Genomic DNA, 20,085 nt, shown 5'->3' on the forward strand with positions numbered 1-20,085 from the left:
CGGAGCGCGTCACCTGCTCGCTTCGACCTGAACAACTCTACCGGACGTTCTCGCGGCTCTGCACCACTTTCGTTGTGAGCCGTCTCGCACTTCCGTATCGCCTGGTCGCGACGCGAATGGTGCGGCCGGAGCGAGTACCCCCAACGGGATTCGAACCCGGCCCAGAATCGTGGGTAGATGCCGTTCCCACCTGCGCAGACACTCGATTGGATGCCCGCCAGCAGGTGCGAGTTGCTGACCAGTGCCGATGGCACCCATTTGAAGCCGCGACTATGGCGGCTCCACGCAGGCTCGGGAAGGGAGGCCCCTCTTCCGCGCCGAGCGTCACACCCTGCCGGCAGGATCTGCGCCCATGAACACCACTTTCTCTTGGCTGACTCCCACGCCCCAGGGCTGGGTCGAGCCCGCTCCGCCGTCTTGCGGTTGCGAGGACGACCGCCACGTCACCAGTCGGGCCTCCAGCCAGTGCGGTTTGCGGGCCGACCGAGGGCGGGCACCGCACCTGGTCGTGCCGGACCTGCGGTCAGCGCACGGCAGTCGGGTGCAGCGGCGCCACCGGCGCGGTCCCTCTCGAGCAATATCGGTGCTGAAGTCGGCTCCGACAGCGGGTGCTTACCGTGCGAAGATGCTGAGAGTGCACCTACGGGGGTGCGCCAGCGATCGAGGAGCGACATGGAACTGGGCAAGAACCTCACCAAGCAGATCATCGGGAAGCGAATCCGCCTCGTCGGAGCCACGGCTATCGAAGGCCGAGTCATGGCCGTTGCATTCCGGCCCTACGGCATTGCGCTGGAGGTCGAGGGGGTCGTGCCGCGATTCGGAATTTCGGTGACGATAGAAGACGATACGGAAGTCGAGATCCTGGAAGACGATGCCTGAGGTTGGGCAGCGCGCGGATCGGTGTATCTGTGAAACTGCTAGTGCCCAATCGATTGCCGCGTTTCGGTAACTAGGCATTCGCGCTCTCGCACCAATTTGCAGAGGATCCCCTGTGAACGTACCGCACTCGCTGTCCCAGCTCATCCAGTCCGTCGAGGACTCGAAGGGCTGGACATTGCGCGAGATCGCACGTCGCGTCGAGCGGTCCGGTCGGACCATGTCGCACGCCTGTGTCGCGCGACTGAAGAGGAAACCGATCCGCTCGATCACGTACGAAACGATCCATGCGCTCTCGGTCGGCCTTGATCTGTCGGGGCCTGTAGTCGCCAAGGCTGTCCTCGAGTCCATGGACGTTCACGACATCGGAACCGCTGAGACCGGGGCCGCCGTCGCGATTGCGCGGGACTCCGATCTCTCCGAACGTGACCGCAAGATCCTTCTCGCGGTCGTACGGGAGATGCAGAGTGAGCGATCGGACGAAGACCACGACGGCGAGCGCAGCGCGCCGGCCGAGCAACGAACGGCGCCCGCCGGCGGCCGCGCTGTGGCGTATCCGGCTCGGCCAGATGGGATTACGACGGCAGCCGGACGCCGGTGCGTCAGACACAAGCCGAGGCGTGTCCGGCGCAGGCGAGTTTGCACAACTCCTACATGGGTCTTCGATTAGCGAGCAGCCCGTGAACGAGGACCACCCGCCCGGCTCGGAGGAGCCTCGGCGCCAGGACTACCAACGCGCCGTCATGACCGGCACATCAGATCTCGACCGACTCGACCGCGAAGCCGCCGCCCGCGGCGAAGAATCACAGGACCACGATGGAGAGGATCCCGCATGACGATCGCATCCCAGCCCGAGCCCCGCCCCGAACTTGGCGGCATCGACTCGTTCTTCCTGACCGGGAAGGCGAAGGCGCTCCTCGGTTGGCAGGAGAACCAGATCAATCTCCTCGAGAAGAGGATCGACGCAGGAAGCCGTGCTTATGCGGCGATGGACAGCTGGGTCAAGGCCCACGGCGGGCCCGAGATAGTCGAGAACGAAGAAGCCCTCGCGAAGTCGCGCCAAGACCTGGCCAACGCCCGTCGCGCTGTCACCAACGCCCGTAAAGAAGTCGACGTTGCGCGCGACGAACTTGTTCAGTTCCACGTCGATATCAAGATCGACAGTGCGGGCGACTTTGACCGAGCTCATCCGGCGCAGGACACGATCGCCCTCAGCGGTGAGCTGCGCGACCTCCGCACTGAGATCAAGGCCGCGGTCAAGGAAGGAGACGCGGTCACCATCGCCGGTGAAGCGGACACGCGGAACCTCACTCCAGCCAAGAGGCGGCGTGCGGCTACGAGGATGGCAACGCTCGCTGTCCGAGCGTTCAATGCTGAAGCAGACGCCGCCATAGCGTCGGCCACGGCCAACAACGAGGACGCGAGCGCGCAGAAGATCGCCCGCTCCGCGGACGCGATCGGAAAGCTGCTGGACGCGTTCGATGGCGAGATCTCCACGAGCTATGTCGAGCTGAAGGTGCGGGAGCTGCGGCTCGCCGTACGGCATGCGAAGGCGAAGGCGTTCGAGCGGGAACTCGAGAAGGAACGACGCGCTGAGCTTCGCGAGCAGGCGAAGGCTGAGCGCGAACTCGAGGCCGAGCGGGATCGTCTCCGCAAGGAGCTCTCGCACTACGAGAACATCCGCCGGGCCATGCAAGACAAGGGCGACGACGAGGGTATCGCCCGAATGGAAGCCAAGCTCGCGGAGATCCAGCACGGAATCGAAGACGTCGACCAGCGAGCGGCGAACATCCGCGCAGGTTACGTCTACGTCATCTCGAATCTCGGCGCCTTCGGCGAGCGCATGGTCAAGATCGGGCTCACCCGCCGCCTTGATCCCATGGACCGTGTCCGCGAGCTCGGTGACGCCTCGGTGCCCTTCGGCTTCGACGTCCACGCGCTGTTCTTCGCGGACGACGCCGTCGGGGTCGAAGCCGAGCTCCATCGCCGCTTTGCGGCACGGCGTGTGAACCGGGTGAACCTGCGCCGCGAGTTCTTCTACGCCACTCCGGCCGAGGTACGCGAAGAGCTCGCAGCGGTCGCTGGCGACCTCATCGAGTTCCGCGAAGCGCCCGAGGCTGACCAGTTCCGCGAGAGTCAGTTGCTCGCCGACCAGGGACGCACCGAGTCGGACCATCCCGACAGCAGCGCCTTCTCGGACGGGTTCGGAGACGATGACCTCGAGCCCGCCGTCGGGGCCGCTAGGTGACCGGCACCGACGGAGCCCCCGCCGGCACTGCTCCGCGCGGCGAAGGATCACAGGACTCGGAGGACTGGCAGTGAGCAACCTGAATGACGGGGAGGATCGATCGGGCTATGGTGAGCAGCATGAGCACAGCGACTGCGGGTTACCGCAAGGGGATGACTCGGGCGTGGCGGATGGCCACGACGCCGGTCAACCAGGTCCGTCTCACGAGGCCCCCATCGACTCCGGATCTGACCTCGCGCGCGTGGGAGATGACGGCGGGTCAGATGGAGTCGGCGATTCGGGAGTCGGGCCGGGGTACCAGCAAGAAATCCCAGGGTTCCAGCACGCTTCGTTCCAAGTAGCTCGAGTAGCTCCACTTCCAGATCCTGGCGAGCTTGCCGGCTACGACCAAGTGTCGCCTGGTGCTGCGGAAATGATCCTCAGGGTGTACGCACGCAATGCCGAGGTCACCGCAGACGCCACTGAGCGAAACTCCATCGCTGAGGCGACTGCCATCGACCGGGGCTCTCGGGCTGAGTCACTGGCACTCAAGATATTCGCGATCGGCTACGTCGGATTGCCGATAGCCACGCTAGTTACGGGCATAGTCCTGGCCAGCCTTGGCATGGAAGGTGGCCTTATTGCAGCAGTCATCGGAGGCGTTGCCGTGCTCGCTGAAAGCCTGGGGCGGGCATTTGGGGCGCGCAGGAGGTCGAACTCGAGTGCGGCTGACGAGACCGGCATAGACCTCGACTGACCTGTCTGGGCCCGCGGGTACGGTCCGCTGCCATGGGCGAAGACACGGCGCCGGTCCTCCTCTACAATCCGTGGCGGATCCTCCGCACAGACTGGCCGCACGTCGAGCTCAAGCACACCGACGACATCCCCGATGGGAAGCTCGCGGACACCAACGGCGTCGACGAGATCCGGATGCGGCACCGGCTGCTGCAGGTCGATCGGCGCTGCGCGCTCGCGCATGAGCTCGTCCACCTCGAGCACGGCGACGGAGGCACCTGCACGCCTGAAGTCGAGGCCGAGGTGTCACTCAGGGCCCCCGCCGGCTGATCCCGTGGGAGCGGCTACACGGCGCCATCCGCTGGGCCAGGGGAGAGCAGGAGCTCGCCGACGAGCTGTGGGTGACTGTCCCGATGCTCCGTGCCCGCACCGGCGCGCTGCACGCCGACGACCTGCTCGAGATCGCGCGCGCCGTCCACGACGCACATCAGGTCATGTCTCCCGAGGAGCACCCATGAACGACCAGCATGCCGAGCAGCTAGAGCTCGGCCTCGAGCAGGAGACCGAGGGGAACCAGGACACCGGAGCGTGGGGAGCATGAGCGTGCGGCCGCGCTGCGCCGCATGAGCGTCCCAGACGAACGAGAGCGCCCCCAGAACCGCGCGGAGCGGGTCTGGGGGCGCTGGGCTGTAGTCAGTCAGGCGGCCTTCGTGGCTCCTGGCGACTGCATGAGGGTCTCGAGCTCCTTCGCGTGGGTGATGGTCGGGCGCGTGCGCGTCGGCACGAGGTGGCCGTAGACGTCGGTCGTCGTCTTCAAGGACTTGTGGCCGAGGGCGCGGGAGACCTCGAAGAGGTCGGCGCCGGAGGCGATCATGTGTGAGGCCGCGTAGTAGCGGAGGTCGTGCACCCGCGGGCGCGGGTCGAGCTTCGCGGCCGTGACCGCGCGGGACCAGTGGTACTCGTGGAAGGTGTGGTGCTGGACGTTCCGGCCGTCGCGGTTGCGGAACACCAGCTGCTCGACCTTCCCAGGGGTGCCGAGGGAGGCGATGATCTTCGGCGTCGTCTCGATGACGCGGTAGCTGCGGCGGGTCTTCGGGCGGCCTAGGACCCGGCCGGCGTCCTCGTCGTGCTTCCAGGCCTGGCGGACCGTGATCCGAGCGCCGGCGGAGTCGATGTCGCGCCAGGTGAGTGCCGTCGCTTCGCCCCATCGCATACCCGTCGCGGCGAGCAGCAGCACGAGCGGCCGGTACCGCTTGCTCGTCGCGTCCAGGATCCGGCCCAGCTGCTGGGTGGTGAGGAGCGTGAGCTCGTGCTCCTCGGACTCCGGCAGCCGCACCTTCTCGCACGGGTTCGAGGTCGCCCAGCTGCGGTCGACCGAGTGCTTCATCAGCGAGGACAGGAGGCCGTGCTCGTTGCGGATGGTCTTCGGGGAAACGGCCTTCTTCGTCTTCGCCGAGGGGGTGAGCATGCGGGCCTGCACCCACTGCTCCACGTCGACGCGATCGATCATCGAGACGGGGAACGCGCCCAGGCGCTCCTCGAGCAGGGAGCGGCGCAGGATCCGGCGGTACTCCCCGGCCGATCCCGGCGTGAGGTCCGGCGCCGCGGTGATGTAGTCCTCGAGCACCTCGGAGAGTGTGGGCGCCGTCGGGCCCGAGCGCTCGAGCGCGATCCGCTTGGCCCGCGCCGCGGCGCCGCCGATCCGATCTACCAGCTGCGCGAAAGCCCCGGCCTCGTGAGCGGTCTCGAAGGTCTCCGTCGTGGGCGCGCCGCCCTTCGTGAGCCTGAACTGCACCCTGTACGCCACCGTACCGCCCGCCCTTGGACGTGCTGATACCGACGCTATCTCTACTCCCTGAGACTCGAATGTAGTCCGGACTGTAGTCCGGAGGTCCGACAATCGAGCGTCAGTGCAGGTCAGAAGCGTACCCCCAACGGGATTCGAACCCGTGTCGCCGGCGTGAAAGGCCGGTGTCCTGGGCCTCTAGACGATGGGGGCCCGGGGCAGAGAACTGCCCGACGAAAAGCATACCCATCTCAGGGATCCGTCGCCTCCGGGTTCTGCCTCGATGCGGCGTATCCGACACCGAGGGCGCTCCTTGCGCCCTGGGCTGCGCTGACCCGACCGGTACCCGGGCAGGGTGGTCGGGTACTGGCCTCAGGCCGACCTCTGCGGAGATATCGGCATACCTGTCGCCACCGCGCCAGTTCTCGACCATGCCCCGGGCGCGTAGAAGGGCCGCCCTGCCGCTCAGCCCCACATGGTTCGATGGGGCCATGATCCGGATCAGTCGCGAGGAGTTCGAGGAAGCGGTCGACGATGCCCTGGACTCGCTGCCCGAGGAGGTCGCCCGCACCATCGCCGAGTCGAACGTGGCGATCCTGATCCAGGAGGAGCCGACGCCCGAGCAGTCCGGCGGCAGCGAGCTGCTGGGCCTGTACGAGGGGATCCCGCTGGACCAGCGCAGCGTCTTCCAGGGGTATGCCCAGCCGGACCGGATCTTCATCTTCCGCGGCCCGCTGCAGCGCCACGCCTCCTCCCGCGAGCACCTGGTCGAGGAGATCGCGGTGACCGTGCTGCACGAGATCGGTCACCTGTTCGGCATCAGCGACGCCCGCCTCCACGAGCTGGGCTGGGGCTGAGCGGCTGAGCGGCGGGGCGCTGGTCCGTCGGGTCGGAGCGGGTCAGACCGCGTCGGAATCGAGGTCGGTGAGCCCGGCCTCGTGGGCGATGATCGCGATCTGCACCCGATTGGTGCAGTCGAGCTTCGCGAAGATCTTCGAGACGTGCGCCTTCACGGTCGCCTCGCTCATGAACAGCCGCATGCCGATCTGGGCATTGGACAGCCCCGCTCCCACGGCGCTGAGCACCTCGGTCTCCCGCTCGGTGAGCTGCTCGAGGCCCGGATGGCGGTCCTGGTGCGAGCCCGGATTCGCTTCCGAGAAGTGGGAGAGCATCCGCCGGGTGATGGTGGGGGAGAGCATCGCCTCACCGGCGGCGACCACGTGGACGGCCCGGGCCAGCTCCTGCGGCGGGGTGTCCTTGAGCAGGAAGCCGCTGGCCCCCGCCTCGAGCGCCCGGAACACGTACTCGTCCATGTCGAAGGTGGTGAGCATGATGATCTTGGGCGGGCTGGGCAGTTCGCAGACGGCCTGGGTCGCCGTGATGCCGTCGAGCTTCGGCATCCGCACGTCCATCAGCAGCACGTCCGGGCGGTGCTTCTGCACCAGCGTCACCGCCTCCGCGCCGTCGCCGCCCTGCGCGACCACCTCGATGCCGGGATCTGCTCCGAGGATCATCGCCAGCCCGGCGCGCACCAGGGAGTCGTCGTCGATCAGTCCTACGCGCGTCACGTCGCCCTCGGCCACGGGATCACCGCCCTCACTTCGAATCGTCCGTCGTCGGTGGGTCCCGACGTGATGGTCCCGCCCGCGTGGGTCACCCGTGTCTCGATGCCCGAGAGCCCCATCCGTGCCCCGGGAAGATCGGTCGTGAACCCCTTGGGGAGCACATTACTGACCTCGATCACCAGCTCCGTGCCGGGCTCGCCGATCAGCGCCACCCGCGCCCTGGTGTGCAGGGCGTGCTTGTGGATGTTGGTCAGCCCCTCCTGCACCACCCGGTAGGCGGTGCGCGCCAGGGGGTCCGGCACGTCGTCGTCGATGAAGTCGAAGAGGTCGATGGCGATCCCGGCCTCCTGCGAGGTGGTCACCAGGCGGCGCACATCCTCCCAGGTCGGCTGCGGTGCGAGCGGGGCCTCCTCGCCGTCGCCGCGCAGCACGCCCAGCACCTCCCGCAGCTCCGAGAGCGCTGTCGTGGCGGTCTGCCGGATCAGGCCGGCGGACTGCTGCACCTGGGCGCGTTCGAGCGTCGGGTTCACCTCGAGCGCCCCGGCGTGCATGGCCACCAGCGAGATCTTGTGGGCGACGATGTCGTGCATCTCGCGGGCGATGCGGGTGCGCTCTGCGCGGCGAGCCTGCTCCTCCGCCGCCGCCCGGCCGGATTCCGCCTGCTCCGCGCGCTGCTGCAGCTGCGCCAGCAGTGCCCGGCGGGTCGAGGTGTACATCCCGGTCGCGGCCGAGGCGGCCACCACCAGGATGATCACCAGCAGCCCGGTCAGTCCTATGCGCGGCCCCAGCCCCAGCTCGAGCAGCGAGGGCACCGCGCCGGTCACCACCGCCAGCAGCGCGACCAGGAGGGTGAGCAGGCGATGGTGGCTGCGCGTGGCATAGCCGTAGGTGACGATGATCAGCACCGCGAGCGACAGCGAGAGCGCGTTGACCGCGAGCAGCACCGGCAGCAGCCAGCGCCAGTGACGATGCCGCAGCAGCAGCAGGAGTCCCAGCGCCACCGTCAGCCCGGCCCGCCACACGTCGAGGGAGGAGGCCGCGAACACCACCTGGGCCGCCGCCTCGGCCGTCACCACGACGAGCAGCAGGATCTCCTGCCAGCGATGCCGCCTCGGCGCTCCCAATTCGTCCACGTCCTCACTCTACTGGCGCGGCCCGCTCCCACCAGGGCACCTATGGGTCCCAGGAGCGGGAGGATCGCCCCCGGTCGCCCCCGGCACCGACGGAGGTCGAGGGGGTCCCCCGCGCGGAGCATCCGTGCGGCGACCTTCGTCGTCCACCGCCGCGCCCGGAGTCGCTGGTCCGTCGCCGGCCGACGGGGCAATCTCGAACCATGACCTCCACGACACCTTCCGCAGCCACGGGCATCAGCCTCGAGGTGCGCGGCCTCCGCAAGACGTACGGGACCCGCGCCGCGGTCGACGATCTCAGTTTCGTCTGCGCCCCCGGGACCGTCACCGGCTTCCTCGGCCCCAACGGTGCCGGCAAGTCCACCACCCTGCGCATCCTCACCGGCCTCGCCCGGGCGGATGAGGGACAGGCGCTCGTGGGCGGGGAGAGCTTCCGCAGCCTCTCCCAGCCGGCCCGCACCATCGGGGTGATGCTCGATGCCCGGGCCCTGCACAACGGACGCACCGGCCTGGAGACCCTGCGGCTGACGGCCCGCACCGTCGGCATGCCGTCCGCGCGGGCCGACGAGGTGCTGGAGATGGTCGGCCTGCAGGACGCCGGGGGCAAGCGCGTCGGCGGCTACTCCTATGGCATGCGCCAGCGGCTCGGCATCGGTGTCGCACTGATCGGCGACCCCCGGGTGCTGGTGCTGGACGAGCCGGCCAACGGCCTGGACCCCGAGGGGATCCGCTGGATGCGTCGCCTGCTGCGCTCCTTCGCCGATGCCGGGGGCACCGTGCTGCTGTCCAGCCATCAGCTCCGCGAGGTCGAGGCCACCGTGGATCGTCTGGTGGTGATCGCGCAGGGACGTCTGGTCAGCGAAGGAACCCTCGAGCAGCTGACAGCGGGCTCGGGCACGCGGGTCAGCGCGCTCGATGTCGAGGCGCTGAGCGCGGCGCTGGATCGTCACGGCATCGCCTACGAGCGCCGTGCCGAGGAGGAGCTCGAGGTGAGCCTCGCGCCCGAGGACATGGGGCGGCTCGCTCTGCGCGAGCAGCTGGTGCTCACCTCCCTCGGCGCCACCGCGGGCGGCGGTCTCGAGGACGTGTTCTTCTCCCTCACCGGCCAGGCCGAGACCCCCGCGAACCCCGCCCCGGAGGTGCCGTCCGCCGGAGCCGCCGTCGACGGGACCCGGGCCGCCGAGCCCGCCCCGGCCACGAGCCGCTGACCTTCCCGAACCGACCCGCTGGAGGACCTCCATCATGCGACCCGATATCGACCTGCGCAGTTACCTCGACACCCGCGGTGCCAGGATCCTGCTGACCCTCTCCGTGCTGGCACTGCTCGCCTTCGCCGCGCTCGGCGGGCTCATCCAGCCCGCCGTGATGCCGCAGGGCACCGCCGACGTGGAGTTCACCTTCGTGGTGCTGGGCCTGCCGCTGAGCCTGATCATCCCCGTGATCGCGGTGATGATGACCGCGGGGGAGTGGTCCGACCGCTCCATCCAGAACACCTTCCTGCAGCGCCCCGGACGGCTGGCGGTGCTGGCCTCCAAGGTGCTCGCCGCGACCGTGGTGGTGGCGGTGCTGGTGGGGGTGGCGATCGGCCTGGCCGCCGCCGCCACCTGGATCGGCGGCGAGCTGATGGGGGAGGGGGCCGTGTTCTCCTCCTTCGAGAGCCTGCTGGCCACCCAGCTGCCGGTGCTGGCTGCGACGCTGCTGTTCTCCCTGGCCATGGGCCTCCTCCTGCAGTCCACGGTGATCTCTCTGGTCATCGCGATCGGTCTGCCCTTCGTGATCAGCACCGCCGGCGTGCTCACCATGACCTTCGGGTCCGAGCTGATCAGCGACATCGTGCGGGCGGTGGACCTGACCGCGGCGGCCACCGCGCTGGGGACCGGGACCGCGGGGGCCTTCGAACTGCTGCCGCTGGCCCTGCTGGTGCTCCTCCCCGCCGCCTGGGGGATCCGTCGCTGGTCGCTGCGCGAAGTCGGCTGACCATCCCGGGACCGGGGGCGGGGCGGGGGCCTAAGATGGCCGGGCCCGTGCTCCGCCCCCCGGTCACGGCCCCGAACGCCCTGACAAGGATCTCCGCATGGCCCATGCCGCCCGCGCCCGCCGCCCGCTGTCCCGTCTCGCCGCCGGCGCCGCCACGGCGGTCCTGCTCCTGGCCGGATGCACCGGCGCCGACCCCGCCCCGGAGGGCGGCGAGCCGGCGGGCCCCGATGCCTCCGCCACCGCCGCGCCCTCCCCCGAGGGGCCCGTGCTCGAGGAGACCGGCACCTCCGCCGCGATGGGCCTGGACACCGACCCCGCCGCAGACCCCGCCTACGCGGAGTACTTTGGGCAGGAGATCGACTGGGGCGCCTGCGACGGGGTGGAGGGGGAAGAGCTCGAGTGCGGCACCGTGACCGTCCCGCTGGTCTGGAACGATCCCGCGGCCGGTGACATCGAGATCGCCGTGGGGCGCCTGCCCGCCGCCGGAGAACGGATCGGCTCCCTGGTCACCAACCCCGGCGGCCCGGGCGGTTCCGGGGTGAACTTCCTCGAGAGCGCACCGTTCATGATCTCGGCCGACGTCCGCGCCGCCTATGACGTGGTCGGCTTCGATCCGCGGGGCGTCAACCGCTCCGCCGGGATCGAGTGCCTGAGCGATGAGGAGACCGACGAGTACCTCGCCGCCACCGCCGAACCCGGCTCCGCCGAGGCCGCGCAGCTCTCCGAGGAGTGGGGCGCCCGGATCGCCGAGGCCTGCGAGGCGCACGCCGGGGAGGTGCTGCCCTACCTGGACACCTACTCCGCCGCCCGCGACATGGATGTGCTCCGGGCCGCGCTCGGCTCCGAGCAGCTGGACTACCTCGGCTACTCCTACGGCACCTACCTCGGGGCCAGCTATGCCGAGCTCTATCCGGACCGGGTGGGCCGTTTCGTGCTCGACGGTGCGATGGACCCCTCGCTCTCCATGAACGAGATCGCCGCCGGGCAGGCGGAGGGCTTCGAGCACGCGATCGAGGCGTTCCTCGCCGACTGCCTCGAACGGGACGCGGCCTGTCCGTTCACCGGCACCGAGGCGGAGGCGAAGCAGCAGCTGACCGCCTTCTTCTCCTCCCTCGACGAGTCCCCGCTGGACACCGGCGATCCCGAGCGTCCCCTCACCGGTGCGATGGCCCGCTCGGCGGTGATCACCCTGCTGTACGAGGACGGGCTGTGGCAGTTCGGACGCGAGGCCCTGACCGATGCGCTGCAGGGCGACGGCGCCCAGCTGCTGAACATCGCCGACCTCTCCTCGGAGCGTGAGCCCGACGGCACCTACCGCACCAACGCCATGTTCGCGATCACGGCCGTGAACTGCCTGGACCACCCCGGGGTGGCCGACGACGCCTGGGTGCAGAAGGAGGCGGAGCGGCTGGCGGAGGAGTTCCCGACCTTCGGTGCGATGCTGGGAGGGGGCGGCTGCACGCACTGGCCGGTGCCGCCGCTGCGGGAGCCCGCCCCGATCTCCGCCGAGGGGGCCGGCCCGATCGTGGTCATCGGCACCACCGGTGATCCGGCCACTCCCTACGCCTGGGCCGAGAACCTCTCCGCGCAGCTGGACGAGGCGGTGCTGCTCACCTTCGAGGGCAACGGCCACACCGCCTACGGCCGCTCCGGCGGCTGCATCGAGGAACCGGTCGATGCGTACCTGCTCGAGGGCACGGTGCCGGAGGACGGGCTGACCTGCTGAGCAGCAGGACTGCTCCCCCGGCATGCGCCGACGGGGCGCGGAGGGAGACCTCCGCGCCCCGTCGGCGCGTCCGGGATGCTCGCGGGGAGCCTCAGCTGACGACCATGTCGAATACGTGGATCGAGGAGTTCGCCGGCAGCACCACGAAGTCGATCGTCCTGGCGGGATCCACCTCGATCGCCGTCGCGAAGACGCTGTAGGTGCCGTTCTCGTTCCCGTAGCCGTCGGGCCGGTTGCGGCCCTTGGACGCGGCGACGACTTCGGCGTCGGGGTTCGCGCCGGTCCCGGTCCAGTTCGGCACTCCGAGGGTGCCCTCGGAGCTCGTGCCGTCGGTGTAGAAGACTCTCACGGTGCCGGTCGCGTTCAACCCCGAGCCCGAGGTGAGGAAGGCGATCCGGCTCCCTGCAGTCCCGACGTCGATGGCCTGCCCGGAGGCGGCGACGTTGTCGACCTGGTCGGCGGCGACGTCGGGCCAGGTGAACTCGGCCCCCGCACCCTCGAGGACGGCGCCGGGGGTCACCCCGACGGCTTCGAGGGCCTCGGCGGAGAACGAGTTGCCGTATCCGTCGAAGTCGCCGTCGGCACGGGTCTCCAGGGTGGTGACGCCGACGTTGTTGCGGGCCTCGGCGATCGAGCCGACGGGCTGGCCGGAGGTCAGCATGAGCTCCTGGGACGCCGTGTCGAGGCGATCACCGCCGTGATAGGCGATGGTGGCGGTGAAGGGGTACATGCGGAACCCCTCGCGGAGGGTGGGGACGCGCACGTCGAAGACCGCACGGGCGCTCTCGTCGGCACCGATCCGTCGGACGTCGATCGACTCCGGGCCGACGGTCCACCCGGCCGGTCCCCGCAGCGAGACGTTCGTGCGGAGCATCGGCCGCCGGGACGAGTTGGTGACGGTGACGGTGACCGTCTGGATGGTGTCCTGCTGCGTGAGGTCGACCGAGGAGATCTGCACGGTGGTCTGCGGGGCGGTCGTCGCGGCCAGGGCGTTCCCGGCGGCGGCGAGGGAGACCAGCAGGGCGAGCACGATCCCCACCAGGGCACGGGCGGCCACCGGTGGGTGTCGTGGCGCGGCCTCGAGATCCGGGACGGCGAGCGGGCTCTCCGAGCTCGTGCGGTGCGGTGCGGCAGTGGGGTTCACGGCATCTCCTTCTCGCGGGAATCCATTCCCTGACGGACCTCGGACCAGCGTCCGCGGGTGAAATCGGGCATCTCGAGCACGGCGCCGCCCTGGTTGATCGAGTCCTCGCTGAGCGGCACCGGGGCGCACCAGGTCGCGGAGTCGTACACGTCGATGTCCGGGACGAGGCCGAGGCGGATGCACTGCACGAAGCGCCACTGCAGCAGGTAGTCGATGCCGCCGTGGCCGCCGTTCTGCTCGGCATCGTCACCGACGTTGCGCCACAGCCAGTGGTCGAACTCCTCGCGATAGCTGTCGAAGGACCGCCAGGCGTGGTCACCGTGCTCGGGCTCGGTGTAGATCCGGGCCCCGGACGTCCCGACCGGCACATAGTCCTCGAACATGCCGCGGGTGCCGGCGATCGAGTTGATCCTGCTGTACGGGCGGGGCGAGGAGACGTCGTGCTCGGTGCGGATCACGCGGCCCCGCTCGGTGTCGTGCAGGCAGGTGATCAGGTCGCCCTTGATGTAGGTGTCCTCCCAGGAGGGATGGTCCGCGGGCATGAACCGCTCGCGGTAGTCGGCGAGCGCCCGGGATGCGGTGGCGGTCGCCCGGATGGTGGTGATGCGATCGCCGCGGTTGATGTCCATGGCATTGGCGACCGGACCGAGGCCGTGCATCGCGTAGAAGGACCGGTTGTGGGTGGTGTGCCAGGTGCGCCGCCAGTGATCGGTGTAGTAGTCCTCGTTGAACATCAGCGCACGCAGGTCGTGCAGGTAGCCGCCGTGCCCGTTCGTCAAGTCGCCGAACAGTCCGGCGTGGGCGGCGCGCATCATCGCGAGCTCGTTGCGGCCGTAGCAGGTGTTCTCGGAGAGGGAGAGGTGCTTGCCGGTCTTCTCGCTGGTGGCCACCAGGTCCCAGAGCTCATCGATCTCGCAGGCCACCGGGAGCTCGACCACGGCGTTGGCCCCGGCCTCGAGGGAGGCCTTGCCGTGGGCGTAGTGGAACTCCCAGGGCGTCGCGACGTACACGAGGTCCAGCTCGACGGTATCGAGCATCTCCTGGAAGGAGGTGTCGGCGCCGCCGAACTCGAGCGGGCGGGGATGCCCGATCTCCTCCAGGGAGTCGGCGGTGCGGGTGGCACGGTCGGCGCGGATGTCGCACACCGCGTCCACCGAGGTGCCCGGCACGGCGGCCCAGCCCGCGGCCATGGTGCTGCCGCGGGCACCGAGCCCGATCAGACCGATGCGCACGGTGTCGCGCTGGTCGTAGGGGGTCCCGATCATCGAGGCCTCGCCGCGCAGGGGTGCGTCGGCGGGCTTCTTCGCAGGCAATGGGGCGGCACCGGCGGCGGAGGTGGTCATGGCGCCGAGGGCTCCGACGCCGGAGAGTCCGGCACCGGTGAGGAGGGTTCGTCGGGAGGGGAGAGGGGGTAGGGGCATGCAGGATCACCTCGTGGTGTGCGGGTCAGCCTCGCGTCGACCTCGACACGAGAGGTCTCCTGATCTGGACGACTTCTGACCAGAAGTGTGAGGAGCCTCTCATCTCGAAGAGTGAGTGTCAAAGGTTTTACATGCCTCGACGAGGGTCTGTGGTCGTCCGAGCGCTCCCCGGGACGGGGCGTGACAGGGATCGCGCCGTACGCTTTTGCGCTCGGCCGCGTGTGCCCCGTAGAGTGATCCGGTCCGCCGCGTGACCGGTGGACATGCCGCCTTAGCTCAGTCGGTAGAGCGATTCACTCGTAATGAATAGGTCATCGGTTCGATTCCGATAGGCGGCTCCGTGCGCGACGTAGGGCCCCGCACCTGTGAGACACAGGAGCGGGGCCCTCGTGCTGTGCAGGCCCCGCTGCTCAGGTGGCGGGCTTCGCGGGGCTGATCACCAGCTCGTCGATGACGACGTGCGGTGGGCTGGTCAGCACGAACGACACTGCCCGGCCGATGTCCTCGGCGGTGAGCATGACCGCCCGATCCGCGGCACCCGGCACTCGGGGCCGCTGATCCAGGAAGTCGCTGTCCACGTCCCCGGGGCAGAGGTGACAGGCCCGGATGCCGTGCCGGTTCTCCTGCGCGTTCAGCGTCGCCGCCAGCGGGCCGAGCGCCGTCTTCGAGGCGCTGTAGGCCGTGCCGGCATCCGGCGAGAAGCGCCAGGCCGCGTACGAGGAGATGAGCACGATCGTGCCGGCACCGCGCTCGCGCATGCCGGGCAGGACGGCATCGATGACGGAGACCGGCCCTAGCAGGTTGGTCTCGGTGATCGCGGTGAACTCCTCGAGCTCCTGGTCCCGCCAGGAGCGGCGGGGTGCGTTCAGGCCCGCGGACAGCACCAGCGCCTCGATCCCGCCGAGCTCCTGCTCGATCCTGGTGGCTGCCGTGCGCACCGCGGCCCGGTCCGTGACATCCAGCGGCACCACGAGTGCGGTGCCGCCGGCGGCCCGGATCTCCGCGGCCACCTGCTCGAGCTGCGGTGACCGCCGGCCGGAGAGTGCGATCGGCCGGCCGTCCTGAGCCGCGGCCAGCGCCGAGGCCCTGCCCATGCCCGATCCCGCGCCGGTCACCCACACGGTGCGTGTCTCCATCGCTGCCTCCTTCTGCTGCCTTGACCCCGTCCCGCGCGGGAGCGAGGCTGAGGGCAGGTGTCCCTGGCCCCGTTGCCGGGTCCTGTCCAGCGTAGAGCGCACCCGTGCTGCCGCGCCCTGATCGAAGGAGAACCATGCAGATCGATCTGTCCGGGCGCGTCGTGCTCGTCACCGGTGCCGGCCGGGGCATCGGCCGCACCATCGCGCAGACCTTCCACCGCGAGGGCGCCCGGGTGGTCGCACTCGACCGTGATGCCGGTGCGCTCGCCGCACTGCGCGAGGAGTCCCTCGCCGACCTGGTGCTGGAGTGCGACATCACCGATCCCGTCCAGGTGCGGGAGGCGATCGCGAGGGTCGATGAGCAGTTCGGGCGGCTCGACGTGCTGATCAACAATGCCGGGATCAACGCCGAGGGTCCGCTGGAGAGCTTCGATCCCGCGCTGTGGGACCAGGTCTTCGCGGTCAACGTGCGCGGGGTGCTGAACACCTGCCAGGCCGTGATCCCGCTGATGAAGAGGCAGCGCGGGGGACGGATCATCAACGCGGCGTCGTTCGCGGCGATCATCCCCAGCGTGGACGCCGCCGCCTACGGCGCCTCGAAGGCCGCGGTGGTGCAGATGACCCGGGTGCTGGCGAGCGAGCTCGGCCCCTGGGGGATCACGGTCAACGCCTACGCCCCCGGCATGATCCCCACGGCGATGAACGGCTTCTCGGCGCTCGAGGACGCGGCGGCGTCCGCGAAGCTCGATCAGCTGAGCATCCGGCGGTGGGGGCTGCCCGAGGATGTGGCGAACCTCTGCCTGTTCCTGGCCGGGGATCTCTCCGGCTACATCACGGGCGCGCTGCTGGACGTCAGCGGTGGGAAGTTCGCCACCCAGGACCCGGGGGCGGCGGCTCGGGGCTGAGCGCGACCGGCGGTGACCGCCGCGGGACGACCCCCTTCTCGTCTGGGCCATGACGTTTTTTTGAGTCTGTCCAGAAAGCGGGGTACGCTGAGCCCATGACGACCATCGACCACACCTCCGCCCTCCGGGGCGCGGGGCTGCGCGTGACCGCTCCGCGGCTCGCGACGCTGTCGGCGGTCGAGGCGCATCCGCATGCTGATGCGGAGACCATCGCCCATGACGTCCGCGAGCGCCTGGGGACCGTGTCCCGCCAGGCGGTCTACGACGTCCTCAACGCCCTCTCCGACGCGGAGCTGCTGCGCCGGGTCGCGGTGGGCGGGCGCAGCATGCAGTACGAGCTCCACCGTCACGACAACCATCACCATCTGGTCTGTCGCGAGTGCGGTCGGCTCGAGGATGTCGCCTGTGCGGTGGGCGAGGCGCCCTGCCTGGTCCCGCACGACGATCTGGGCTTCGACGTCGAGATCGCGGACGTCGTCTACCGCGGCGTCTGCTCGGACTGCCGAGCGGCGAAGGCCGTCCGCACGGCGGGGCGCCCGGCGCCCGGCACCCCCTGACCCCTGCCGGAGGCTGCGGAGCCCCGCCTCCGGCACCACTATCGAGACTTTTCCTTACGCCTTGTCAGAATCCCTCACCACACAGGAGATGCAGATGACCGACTTCGATCCCACGATCCCGAGCACCACAGAGTCCGGTGCGCCCCGCGAGTCCGACGCGCATTCGCTGAGCCTCGGCGCCGACGGCCCGCTGATGCTGCACGACGTCGCCCTGGTCGAGAAGCTCGCCCGCTTCGACCGCGAGCGGGTCCCGGAGCGCAGCCCCCATGCGAAGGGCTCCGGCGCCTTCGGCGAGCTCGAGATCACCGAGGACGTCTCGCAGTACACCAAGGCGGACCTGTTCCAGAAGGGTCGCAAGACCCCGATGCTGGCCCGCTTCTCCACCGTCGCCGGTGAGCTCGGCTCGCCCGACACCTGGCGCGACGTGCGCGGTTTCGCGCTGAAGTTCTACACCCAGCAGGGCAACTTCGACATCGTCGGCAACAACACCCCGGTCTTCTTCCTGCGCGACCCGATGAAGTTCCCCGACTTCATCCACAGCCAGAAGCGCACCCCGGACTCGAGCCTGCGCTCCAACCACATGCAGTGGGACTTCTGGTCGAACTCGCCGGAGACCGCCCACCAGGTGACCTACGTGATGGGTCAGCGCGGCCTGCCCAAGTCGTGGCGCCACATGAACGGCTACGGCTCGCACACCTACATGTGGGTCAACGAGTCCGGTGAGAAGTTCTGGATCAAGTACCACTTCCACACCGACCAGGGCGTGGAGTTCCTCAGCAACGAGGAGGCCGAGAAGATCGCCGGTTCGGACAGCGATCACCACCGCCGGGATCTCTTCGACGCGATCGCGCGCGGCGAGAACCCCAGCTGGACGATGTCCGTGCAGGTCATCCCCTATGAGGATGCGAAGTCCTACCGCTTCAACATCTTCGACCTGACCAAGACGGTCCCGCACGCGGACTACCCGCTGATCAAGGTCGGCCGCTTCACGCTGAACAAGAACCCGAAGAACCACTTCGCGCAGATCGAGCAGGCCGCCTTCAGCCCCTCGAACACCGTGCCGGGCACGGGCATCTCCCCGGACAAGATGCTGCTGGGCCGCGTCTTCTCCTACCCCGACGCGCAGCGCCACCGCATCGGCACCAACTTCAACCAGCTGCCGGTGAACCAGCCGATCGTGCCCACGAACTCCTACGACAAGGAGGGGCACATGCAGTTCCTGCACAGCGGTGACGCACCGGTGTACGCGCCGAACTCCTACGGTCGCGGCTACCAGGACGAGCAGGGACCGGTGGACAACGGCTGGGAGGCCGACGGCGAGATGGTGCGCGCCGCCTACACCCTGCACGCCGAGGACGGCGACTTCGTCCAGCCCGGCATCATGGTGCGTGAGGTCTTCAGCGATGCCCAGCGCGACGAGTTCGTCGAGACCGTCGCCGGCTCGCTGAGCACGGTCGAGGAGCCGGTCCTGGGCAAGGCGCTGCAGTACTGGAAGAACGTCGATGCCACCATCGGCGAGCGCATCGAGCTCGCGGTCGGTGCCTCCAAGGGCGACGAGCAGCCCGGTGGCGATCCGCTGAACGCCTGATCCGCGGCCACGGTGCCGATCACGGCACCGGGCCCGCACCACGAACGCGGCCCGCCCCTCCACGGGGCGGGCCGCGTCTCGTCATCCCGGTGTCGCGCCGCAGGCTCACAGCACGTCGCTCAGACGACGAGCACCTCGCTGTTGGAGGAGAGCAGGAGCTTCTGGACGGTCAGCCCCAGCAGGTGGCGGGCGAGGTCCTGCTGGCGACGCACGCCCAGGACCAGCAGTTCCGCCTCCTCGGCCTCGGTCACATCGAGCAGGACGTCGGCGATGTCGTACTCGGTGGTCTCCTGGCGGAACTCCACCCGCACGGAGGTGCCGCGCAGCAGGTCGCGGGCGATCTCGCGGTGCTGCTCGTTCGCATGCCGCGGATCCACGGAGATGCCCTCGCGCTGCACGTTGACGATGATCAGCGGGCCACCGCGCTGCTCCGCCTCATCGCGGGCGGCGGACAGCGCCTTGAAACCCACTTCGGTGGGGATGAATCCGACGACGACGGCCATCTGGTCTCCTGGGGTGCGGTCCGGGCGGCGGCCGCCGCCCGGTCGGCGCGGCCTGGCCAGATCCTACTTGCCTGCACGCGGCTCGCGGGGGACCGGCGATGACCGGGCCCCGTCGGCCGTGAGCAGAGCGGCGCCTACGCGCGGCGCTGGCCGGAGAGCTTCTGGATCTCGTCCATGATCTGTACGTTCAGCAGTCGACGCCGCACGCCCTTGGAGGTGGCGGGGTCGATGTCGTCGAGCTCGACCGGGGCGCCGACGCGGACGGTGATCGCGCCGCGTCGGGGGATCAGCCGCGAGAACATGTGCTGGGTCCCCGTGAGGCCGACGGGGATCACCGGGCAGCCGGATTCGACGGCGAGCCATGCCGCGCCCTGCTTGCCGGGATGGAGCAGGCCGTCCTTGGACCGGGTGCCCTCGGGATAGATCGCGAAGCCGTCGCCGTCGCGGAGGATGGACAGTCCGGCCTGCAGCGCTCCTTTGCCGGAGGAGAGAGCCTCCCGGTCCACCGGCACCGCCTCGACCGCCTCGAAGAACCAGTGCAGGATCCGGCCGCGCAGCCCCTTCTGCGTCCACAGGGTGTCCTTGGCGACGAAGCGGATCTGCCGTGGCAGCACCACCGGCAGCAGGAAGCTGTCGATGTTGGCGAGGTGGTTCGAGGCGATCACGAAGCCTCCCTCGCGAGGGATGTTCTCGAGCCCGGTGACCCGTGGGTTCCACAGGAGCTTGACGAAGGGGCGCGAGACATTGCGGGCGCCGAAGTAGAAGCGTCTGGCCACGGGGGTCCTCCTGAGACGTGCTGGTCCGCGCTC

At 69.4% G+C, this 20,085-nt stretch carries 20 protein-coding genes and 2 tRNA genes; 13 read left to right on the forward strand and 9 right to left on the reverse strand.

The window, feature by feature from the left end:
* Positions 1 to 672: 672 nt before the first annotated feature.
* The 5 genes from CFK38_RS06030 to CFK38_RS06055 all read left to right on the forward strand — a co-directional run bounded on the left by CFK38_RS06030 (position 673) and on the right by CFK38_RS06055 (position 4,168).
* Positions 673 to 879, forward strand: coding sequence for a hypothetical protein (locus CFK38_RS06030; protein ID WP_096802272.1), 207 nt, complete (start codon positions 673 to 675; stop codon positions 877 to 879).
* Between the two features lie 112 nt (positions 880 to 991).
* On the forward strand, positions 992 to 1,546 hold the full coding sequence (locus CFK38_RS06035) for a hypothetical protein (protein ID WP_096802273.1): 555 nt from the start codon (positions 992 to 994) through the stop codon (positions 1,544 to 1,546).
* Positions 1,547 to 1,708: 162 nt separating this feature from the next.
* Positions 1,709 to 3,124, forward strand: a complete 1,416-nt coding sequence (locus CFK38_RS06040; protein ID WP_096802274.1) for a GIY-YIG nuclease family protein — start codon at positions 1,709 to 1,711, stop codon at positions 3,122 to 3,124.
* Between the two features lie 70 nt (positions 3,125 to 3,194).
* Positions 3,195 to 3,860, forward strand: coding sequence for a hypothetical protein (locus tag CFK38_RS17100; RefSeq protein ID WP_157773381.1), 666 nt, complete (start codon positions 3,195 to 3,197; stop codon positions 3,858 to 3,860).
* Between the two features lie 32 nt (positions 3,861 to 3,892).
* A complete protein-coding gene (locus CFK38_RS06055) occupies positions 3,893 to 4,168 on the forward strand; it encodes a hypothetical protein (RefSeq protein WP_096802277.1) in 276 nt (91 codons plus the stop codon).
* A 367-nt stretch (positions 4,169 to 4,535) separates the two neighbouring features.
* Here CFK38_RS06055 and CFK38_RS06060 read toward each other — a convergent pair whose 3' ends face one another.
* Both CFK38_RS06060 and CFK38_RS06065 read right to left on the reverse strand, forming a co-directional pair.
* Positions 4,536 to 5,633, reverse strand: coding sequence for a tyrosine-type recombinase/integrase (locus tag CFK38_RS06060; protein ID WP_096802278.1), 1,098 nt, complete (start codon positions 5,631 to 5,633; stop codon positions 4,536 to 4,538).
* Between the two features lie 131 nt (positions 5,634 to 5,764).
* A tRNA-Glu gene (locus CFK38_RS06065) sits at positions 5,765 to 5,837 on the reverse strand.
* 278 nt (positions 5,838 to 6,115) lie between these two features.
* On the opposite strand from CFK38_RS06065, the gene CFK38_RS06070 reads away from it, so the two are divergent.
* Positions 6,116 to 6,481 (forward strand): metallopeptidase family protein, encoded by a 366-nt coding sequence (locus CFK38_RS06070; RefSeq protein WP_096802279.1) that lies wholly within the window; start codon positions 6,116 to 6,118, stop codon positions 6,479 to 6,481.
* A 42-nt stretch (positions 6,482 to 6,523) separates the two neighbouring features.
* Here the strand turns inward: CFK38_RS06070 and CFK38_RS06075 are convergent, their stop codons facing one another.
* Positions 6,524 to 7,207: a response regulator gene (locus tag CFK38_RS06075; RefSeq protein ID WP_218192347.1), complete on the reverse strand. Its 684-nt coding sequence runs from the start codon at positions 7,205 to 7,207 to the stop codon at positions 6,524 to 6,526.
* Positions 7,189 to 8,322, reverse strand: a complete 1,134-nt coding sequence (locus tag CFK38_RS06080; protein ID WP_245851242.1) for a sensor histidine kinase — start codon at positions 8,320 to 8,322, stop codon at positions 7,189 to 7,191. The genes CFK38_RS06075 and CFK38_RS06080 overlap by 19 nt, the downstream gene beginning before the upstream one ends.
* A 200-nt stretch (positions 8,323 to 8,522) precedes the next feature.
* Here CFK38_RS06080 and CFK38_RS06085 point away from each other — a divergent pair, with 200 nt between their 5' ends.
* The 3 genes from CFK38_RS06085 (at position 8,523) to CFK38_RS06095 (ending at position 12,022) form a co-directional block, all read left to right on the forward strand.
* The gene (locus CFK38_RS06085; RefSeq protein WP_245851243.1) at positions 8,523 to 9,527 is read left to right on the forward strand and encodes an ABC transporter ATP-binding protein; all 1,005 of its coding nucleotides are present in this window, start codon (positions 8,523 to 8,525) and stop codon (positions 9,525 to 9,527) included.
* Positions 9,528 to 9,561: 34 nt separating this feature from the next.
* Positions 9,562 to 10,296: an ABC transporter permease gene (locus tag CFK38_RS06090; RefSeq protein WP_096802280.1), complete on the forward strand. Its 735-nt coding sequence runs from the start codon at positions 9,562 to 9,564 to the stop codon at positions 10,294 to 10,296.
* Positions 10,297 to 10,393: 97 nt separating this feature from the next.
* The gene (locus CFK38_RS06095) at positions 10,394 to 12,022 is read left to right on the forward strand and encodes an alpha/beta hydrolase (RefSeq protein WP_096802281.1); all 1,629 of its coding nucleotides are present in this window, start codon (positions 10,394 to 10,396) and stop codon (positions 12,020 to 12,022) included.
* A 91-nt stretch (positions 12,023 to 12,113) separates the two neighbouring features.
* Here CFK38_RS06095 and CFK38_RS06100 read toward each other — a convergent pair whose 3' ends face one another.
* Both CFK38_RS06100 and CFK38_RS06105 read right to left on the reverse strand, forming a co-directional pair.
* Positions 12,114 to 13,166 (reverse strand): NEW3 domain-containing protein, encoded by a 1,053-nt coding sequence (locus CFK38_RS06100; protein WP_218192348.1) that lies wholly within the window; start codon positions 13,164 to 13,166, stop codon positions 12,114 to 12,116.
* Positions 13,163 to 14,587 carry a Gfo/Idh/MocA family protein gene (locus tag CFK38_RS06105; protein WP_096802282.1) on the reverse strand — a complete coding sequence of 475 codons (1,425 nt, stop codon included), beginning with the start codon at positions 14,585 to 14,587 and terminating at the stop codon, positions 13,163 to 13,165. The genes CFK38_RS06100 and CFK38_RS06105 overlap by 4 nt, the downstream gene beginning before the upstream one ends.
* A gap of 265 nt (positions 14,588 to 14,852) precedes the next feature.
* Here CFK38_RS06105 and CFK38_RS06110 point away from each other — a divergent pair.
* Positions 14,853 to 14,925 (forward strand) — tRNA-Thr (locus CFK38_RS06110).
* 72 nt (positions 14,926 to 14,997) lie between these two features.
* On the opposite strand, the gene CFK38_RS06115 is transcribed toward CFK38_RS06110, so the two are convergent.
* Positions 14,998 to 15,723, reverse strand: a complete 726-nt coding sequence (locus CFK38_RS06115) for an SDR family oxidoreductase (RefSeq protein WP_096802283.1) — start codon at positions 15,721 to 15,723, stop codon at positions 14,998 to 15,000.
* A 134-nt stretch (positions 15,724 to 15,857) separates the two neighbouring features.
* On the opposite strand from CFK38_RS06115, the gene CFK38_RS06120 reads away from it, so the two are divergent.
* From CFK38_RS06120 to CFK38_RS06130, 3 genes are all read left to right on the forward strand, one after another.
* Positions 15,858 to 16,628: an SDR family NAD(P)-dependent oxidoreductase gene (locus CFK38_RS06120; RefSeq protein WP_096802284.1), complete on the forward strand. Its 771-nt coding sequence runs from the start codon at positions 15,858 to 15,860 to the stop codon at positions 16,626 to 16,628.
* Positions 16,629 to 16,723: 95 nt separating this feature from the next.
* On the forward strand, positions 16,724 to 17,185 hold the full coding sequence (locus CFK38_RS06125; RefSeq protein WP_096802285.1) for a Fur family transcriptional regulator: 462 nt from the start codon (positions 16,724 to 16,726) through the stop codon (positions 17,183 to 17,185).
* Positions 17,186 to 17,279: 94 nt separating this feature from the next.
* A complete protein-coding gene (locus tag CFK38_RS06130) occupies positions 17,280 to 18,773 on the forward strand; it encodes a catalase (RefSeq protein ID WP_096802286.1) in 1,494 nt (497 codons plus the stop codon).
* A gap of 119 nt (positions 18,774 to 18,892) precedes the next feature.
* Here CFK38_RS06130 and CFK38_RS06135 read toward each other — a convergent pair whose 3' ends face one another.
* Together CFK38_RS06135 and CFK38_RS06140 are read right to left on the reverse strand one after the other, a co-directional pair.
* On the reverse strand, positions 18,893 to 19,276 hold the full coding sequence (locus CFK38_RS06135; RefSeq protein WP_096802287.1) for a universal stress protein: 384 nt from the start codon (positions 19,274 to 19,276) through the stop codon (positions 18,893 to 18,895).
* A 134-nt stretch (positions 19,277 to 19,410) separates the two neighbouring features.
* On the reverse strand, positions 19,411 to 20,052 hold the full coding sequence (locus CFK38_RS06140) for a lysophospholipid acyltransferase family protein (RefSeq protein ID WP_096802288.1): 642 nt from the start codon (positions 20,050 to 20,052) through the stop codon (positions 19,411 to 19,413).
* Between the last annotated feature and the right edge of the window lie 33 nt (positions 20,053 to 20,085).

It is taken from the genome of Brachybacterium vulturis, assembly GCF_002407185.1.
Classification (GTDB): domain Bacteria; phylum Actinomycetota; class Actinomycetes; order Actinomycetales; family Dermabacteraceae; genus Brachybacterium; species Brachybacterium vulturis.

What these genes read in the sequence shown, in the direction of transcription:
- CFK38_RS06030 (WP_096802272.1), top strand. Translation starts at nt 673, where the DNA reads ATGGAACTGGGCAAGAACCTCACCAAGCAGATCATCGGGAAGCGAATC.
- CFK38_RS06040 (WP_096802274.1), top strand. Translation starts at nt 1,709, where the DNA reads ATGACGATCGCATCCCAGCCCGAGCCCCGCCCCGAACTTGGCGGCATC.
- CFK38_RS06055 (WP_096802277.1), top strand. Translation starts at nt 3,893, where the DNA reads ATGGGCGAAGACACGGCGCCGGTCCTCCTCTACAATCCGTGGCGGATC.
- CFK38_RS06070 (WP_096802279.1), top strand. Translation starts at nt 6,116, where the DNA reads ATGATCCGGATCAGTCGCGAGGAGTTCGAGGAAGCGGTCGACGATGCC.
- CFK38_RS06085 (WP_245851243.1), top strand. Translation starts at nt 8,523, where the DNA reads ATGACCTCCACGACACCTTCCGCAGCCACGGGCATCAGCCTCGAGGTG.
- CFK38_RS06090 (WP_096802280.1), top strand. Translation starts at nt 9,562, where the DNA reads ATGCGACCCGATATCGACCTGCGCAGTTACCTCGACACCCGCGGTGCC.
- CFK38_RS06095 (WP_096802281.1), top strand. Translation starts at nt 10,394, where the DNA reads ATGGCCCATGCCGCCCGCGCCCGCCGCCCGCTGTCCCGTCTCGCCGCC.
- CFK38_RS06105 (WP_096802282.1), bottom strand. Translation starts at nt 14,587, where the DNA reads ATGCCCCTACCCCCTCTCCCCTCCCGACGAACCCTCCTCACCGGTGCC.
- CFK38_RS06115 (WP_096802283.1), bottom strand. Translation starts at nt 15,723, where the DNA reads ATGGAGACACGCACCGTGTGGGTGACCGGCGCGGGATCGGGCATGGGC.
- CFK38_RS06120 (WP_096802284.1), top strand. Translation starts at nt 15,858, where the DNA reads ATGCAGATCGATCTGTCCGGGCGCGTCGTGCTCGTCACCGGTGCCGGC.
- CFK38_RS06125 (WP_096802285.1), top strand. Translation starts at nt 16,724, where the DNA reads ATGACGACCATCGACCACACCTCCGCCCTCCGGGGCGCGGGGCTGCGC.
- CFK38_RS06130 (WP_096802286.1), top strand. Translation starts at nt 17,280, where the DNA reads ATGACCGACTTCGATCCCACGATCCCGAGCACCACAGAGTCCGGTGCG.
- CFK38_RS06135 (WP_096802287.1), bottom strand. Translation starts at nt 19,276, where the DNA reads ATGGCCGTCGTCGTCGGATTCATCCCCACCGAAGTGGGTTTCAAGGCG.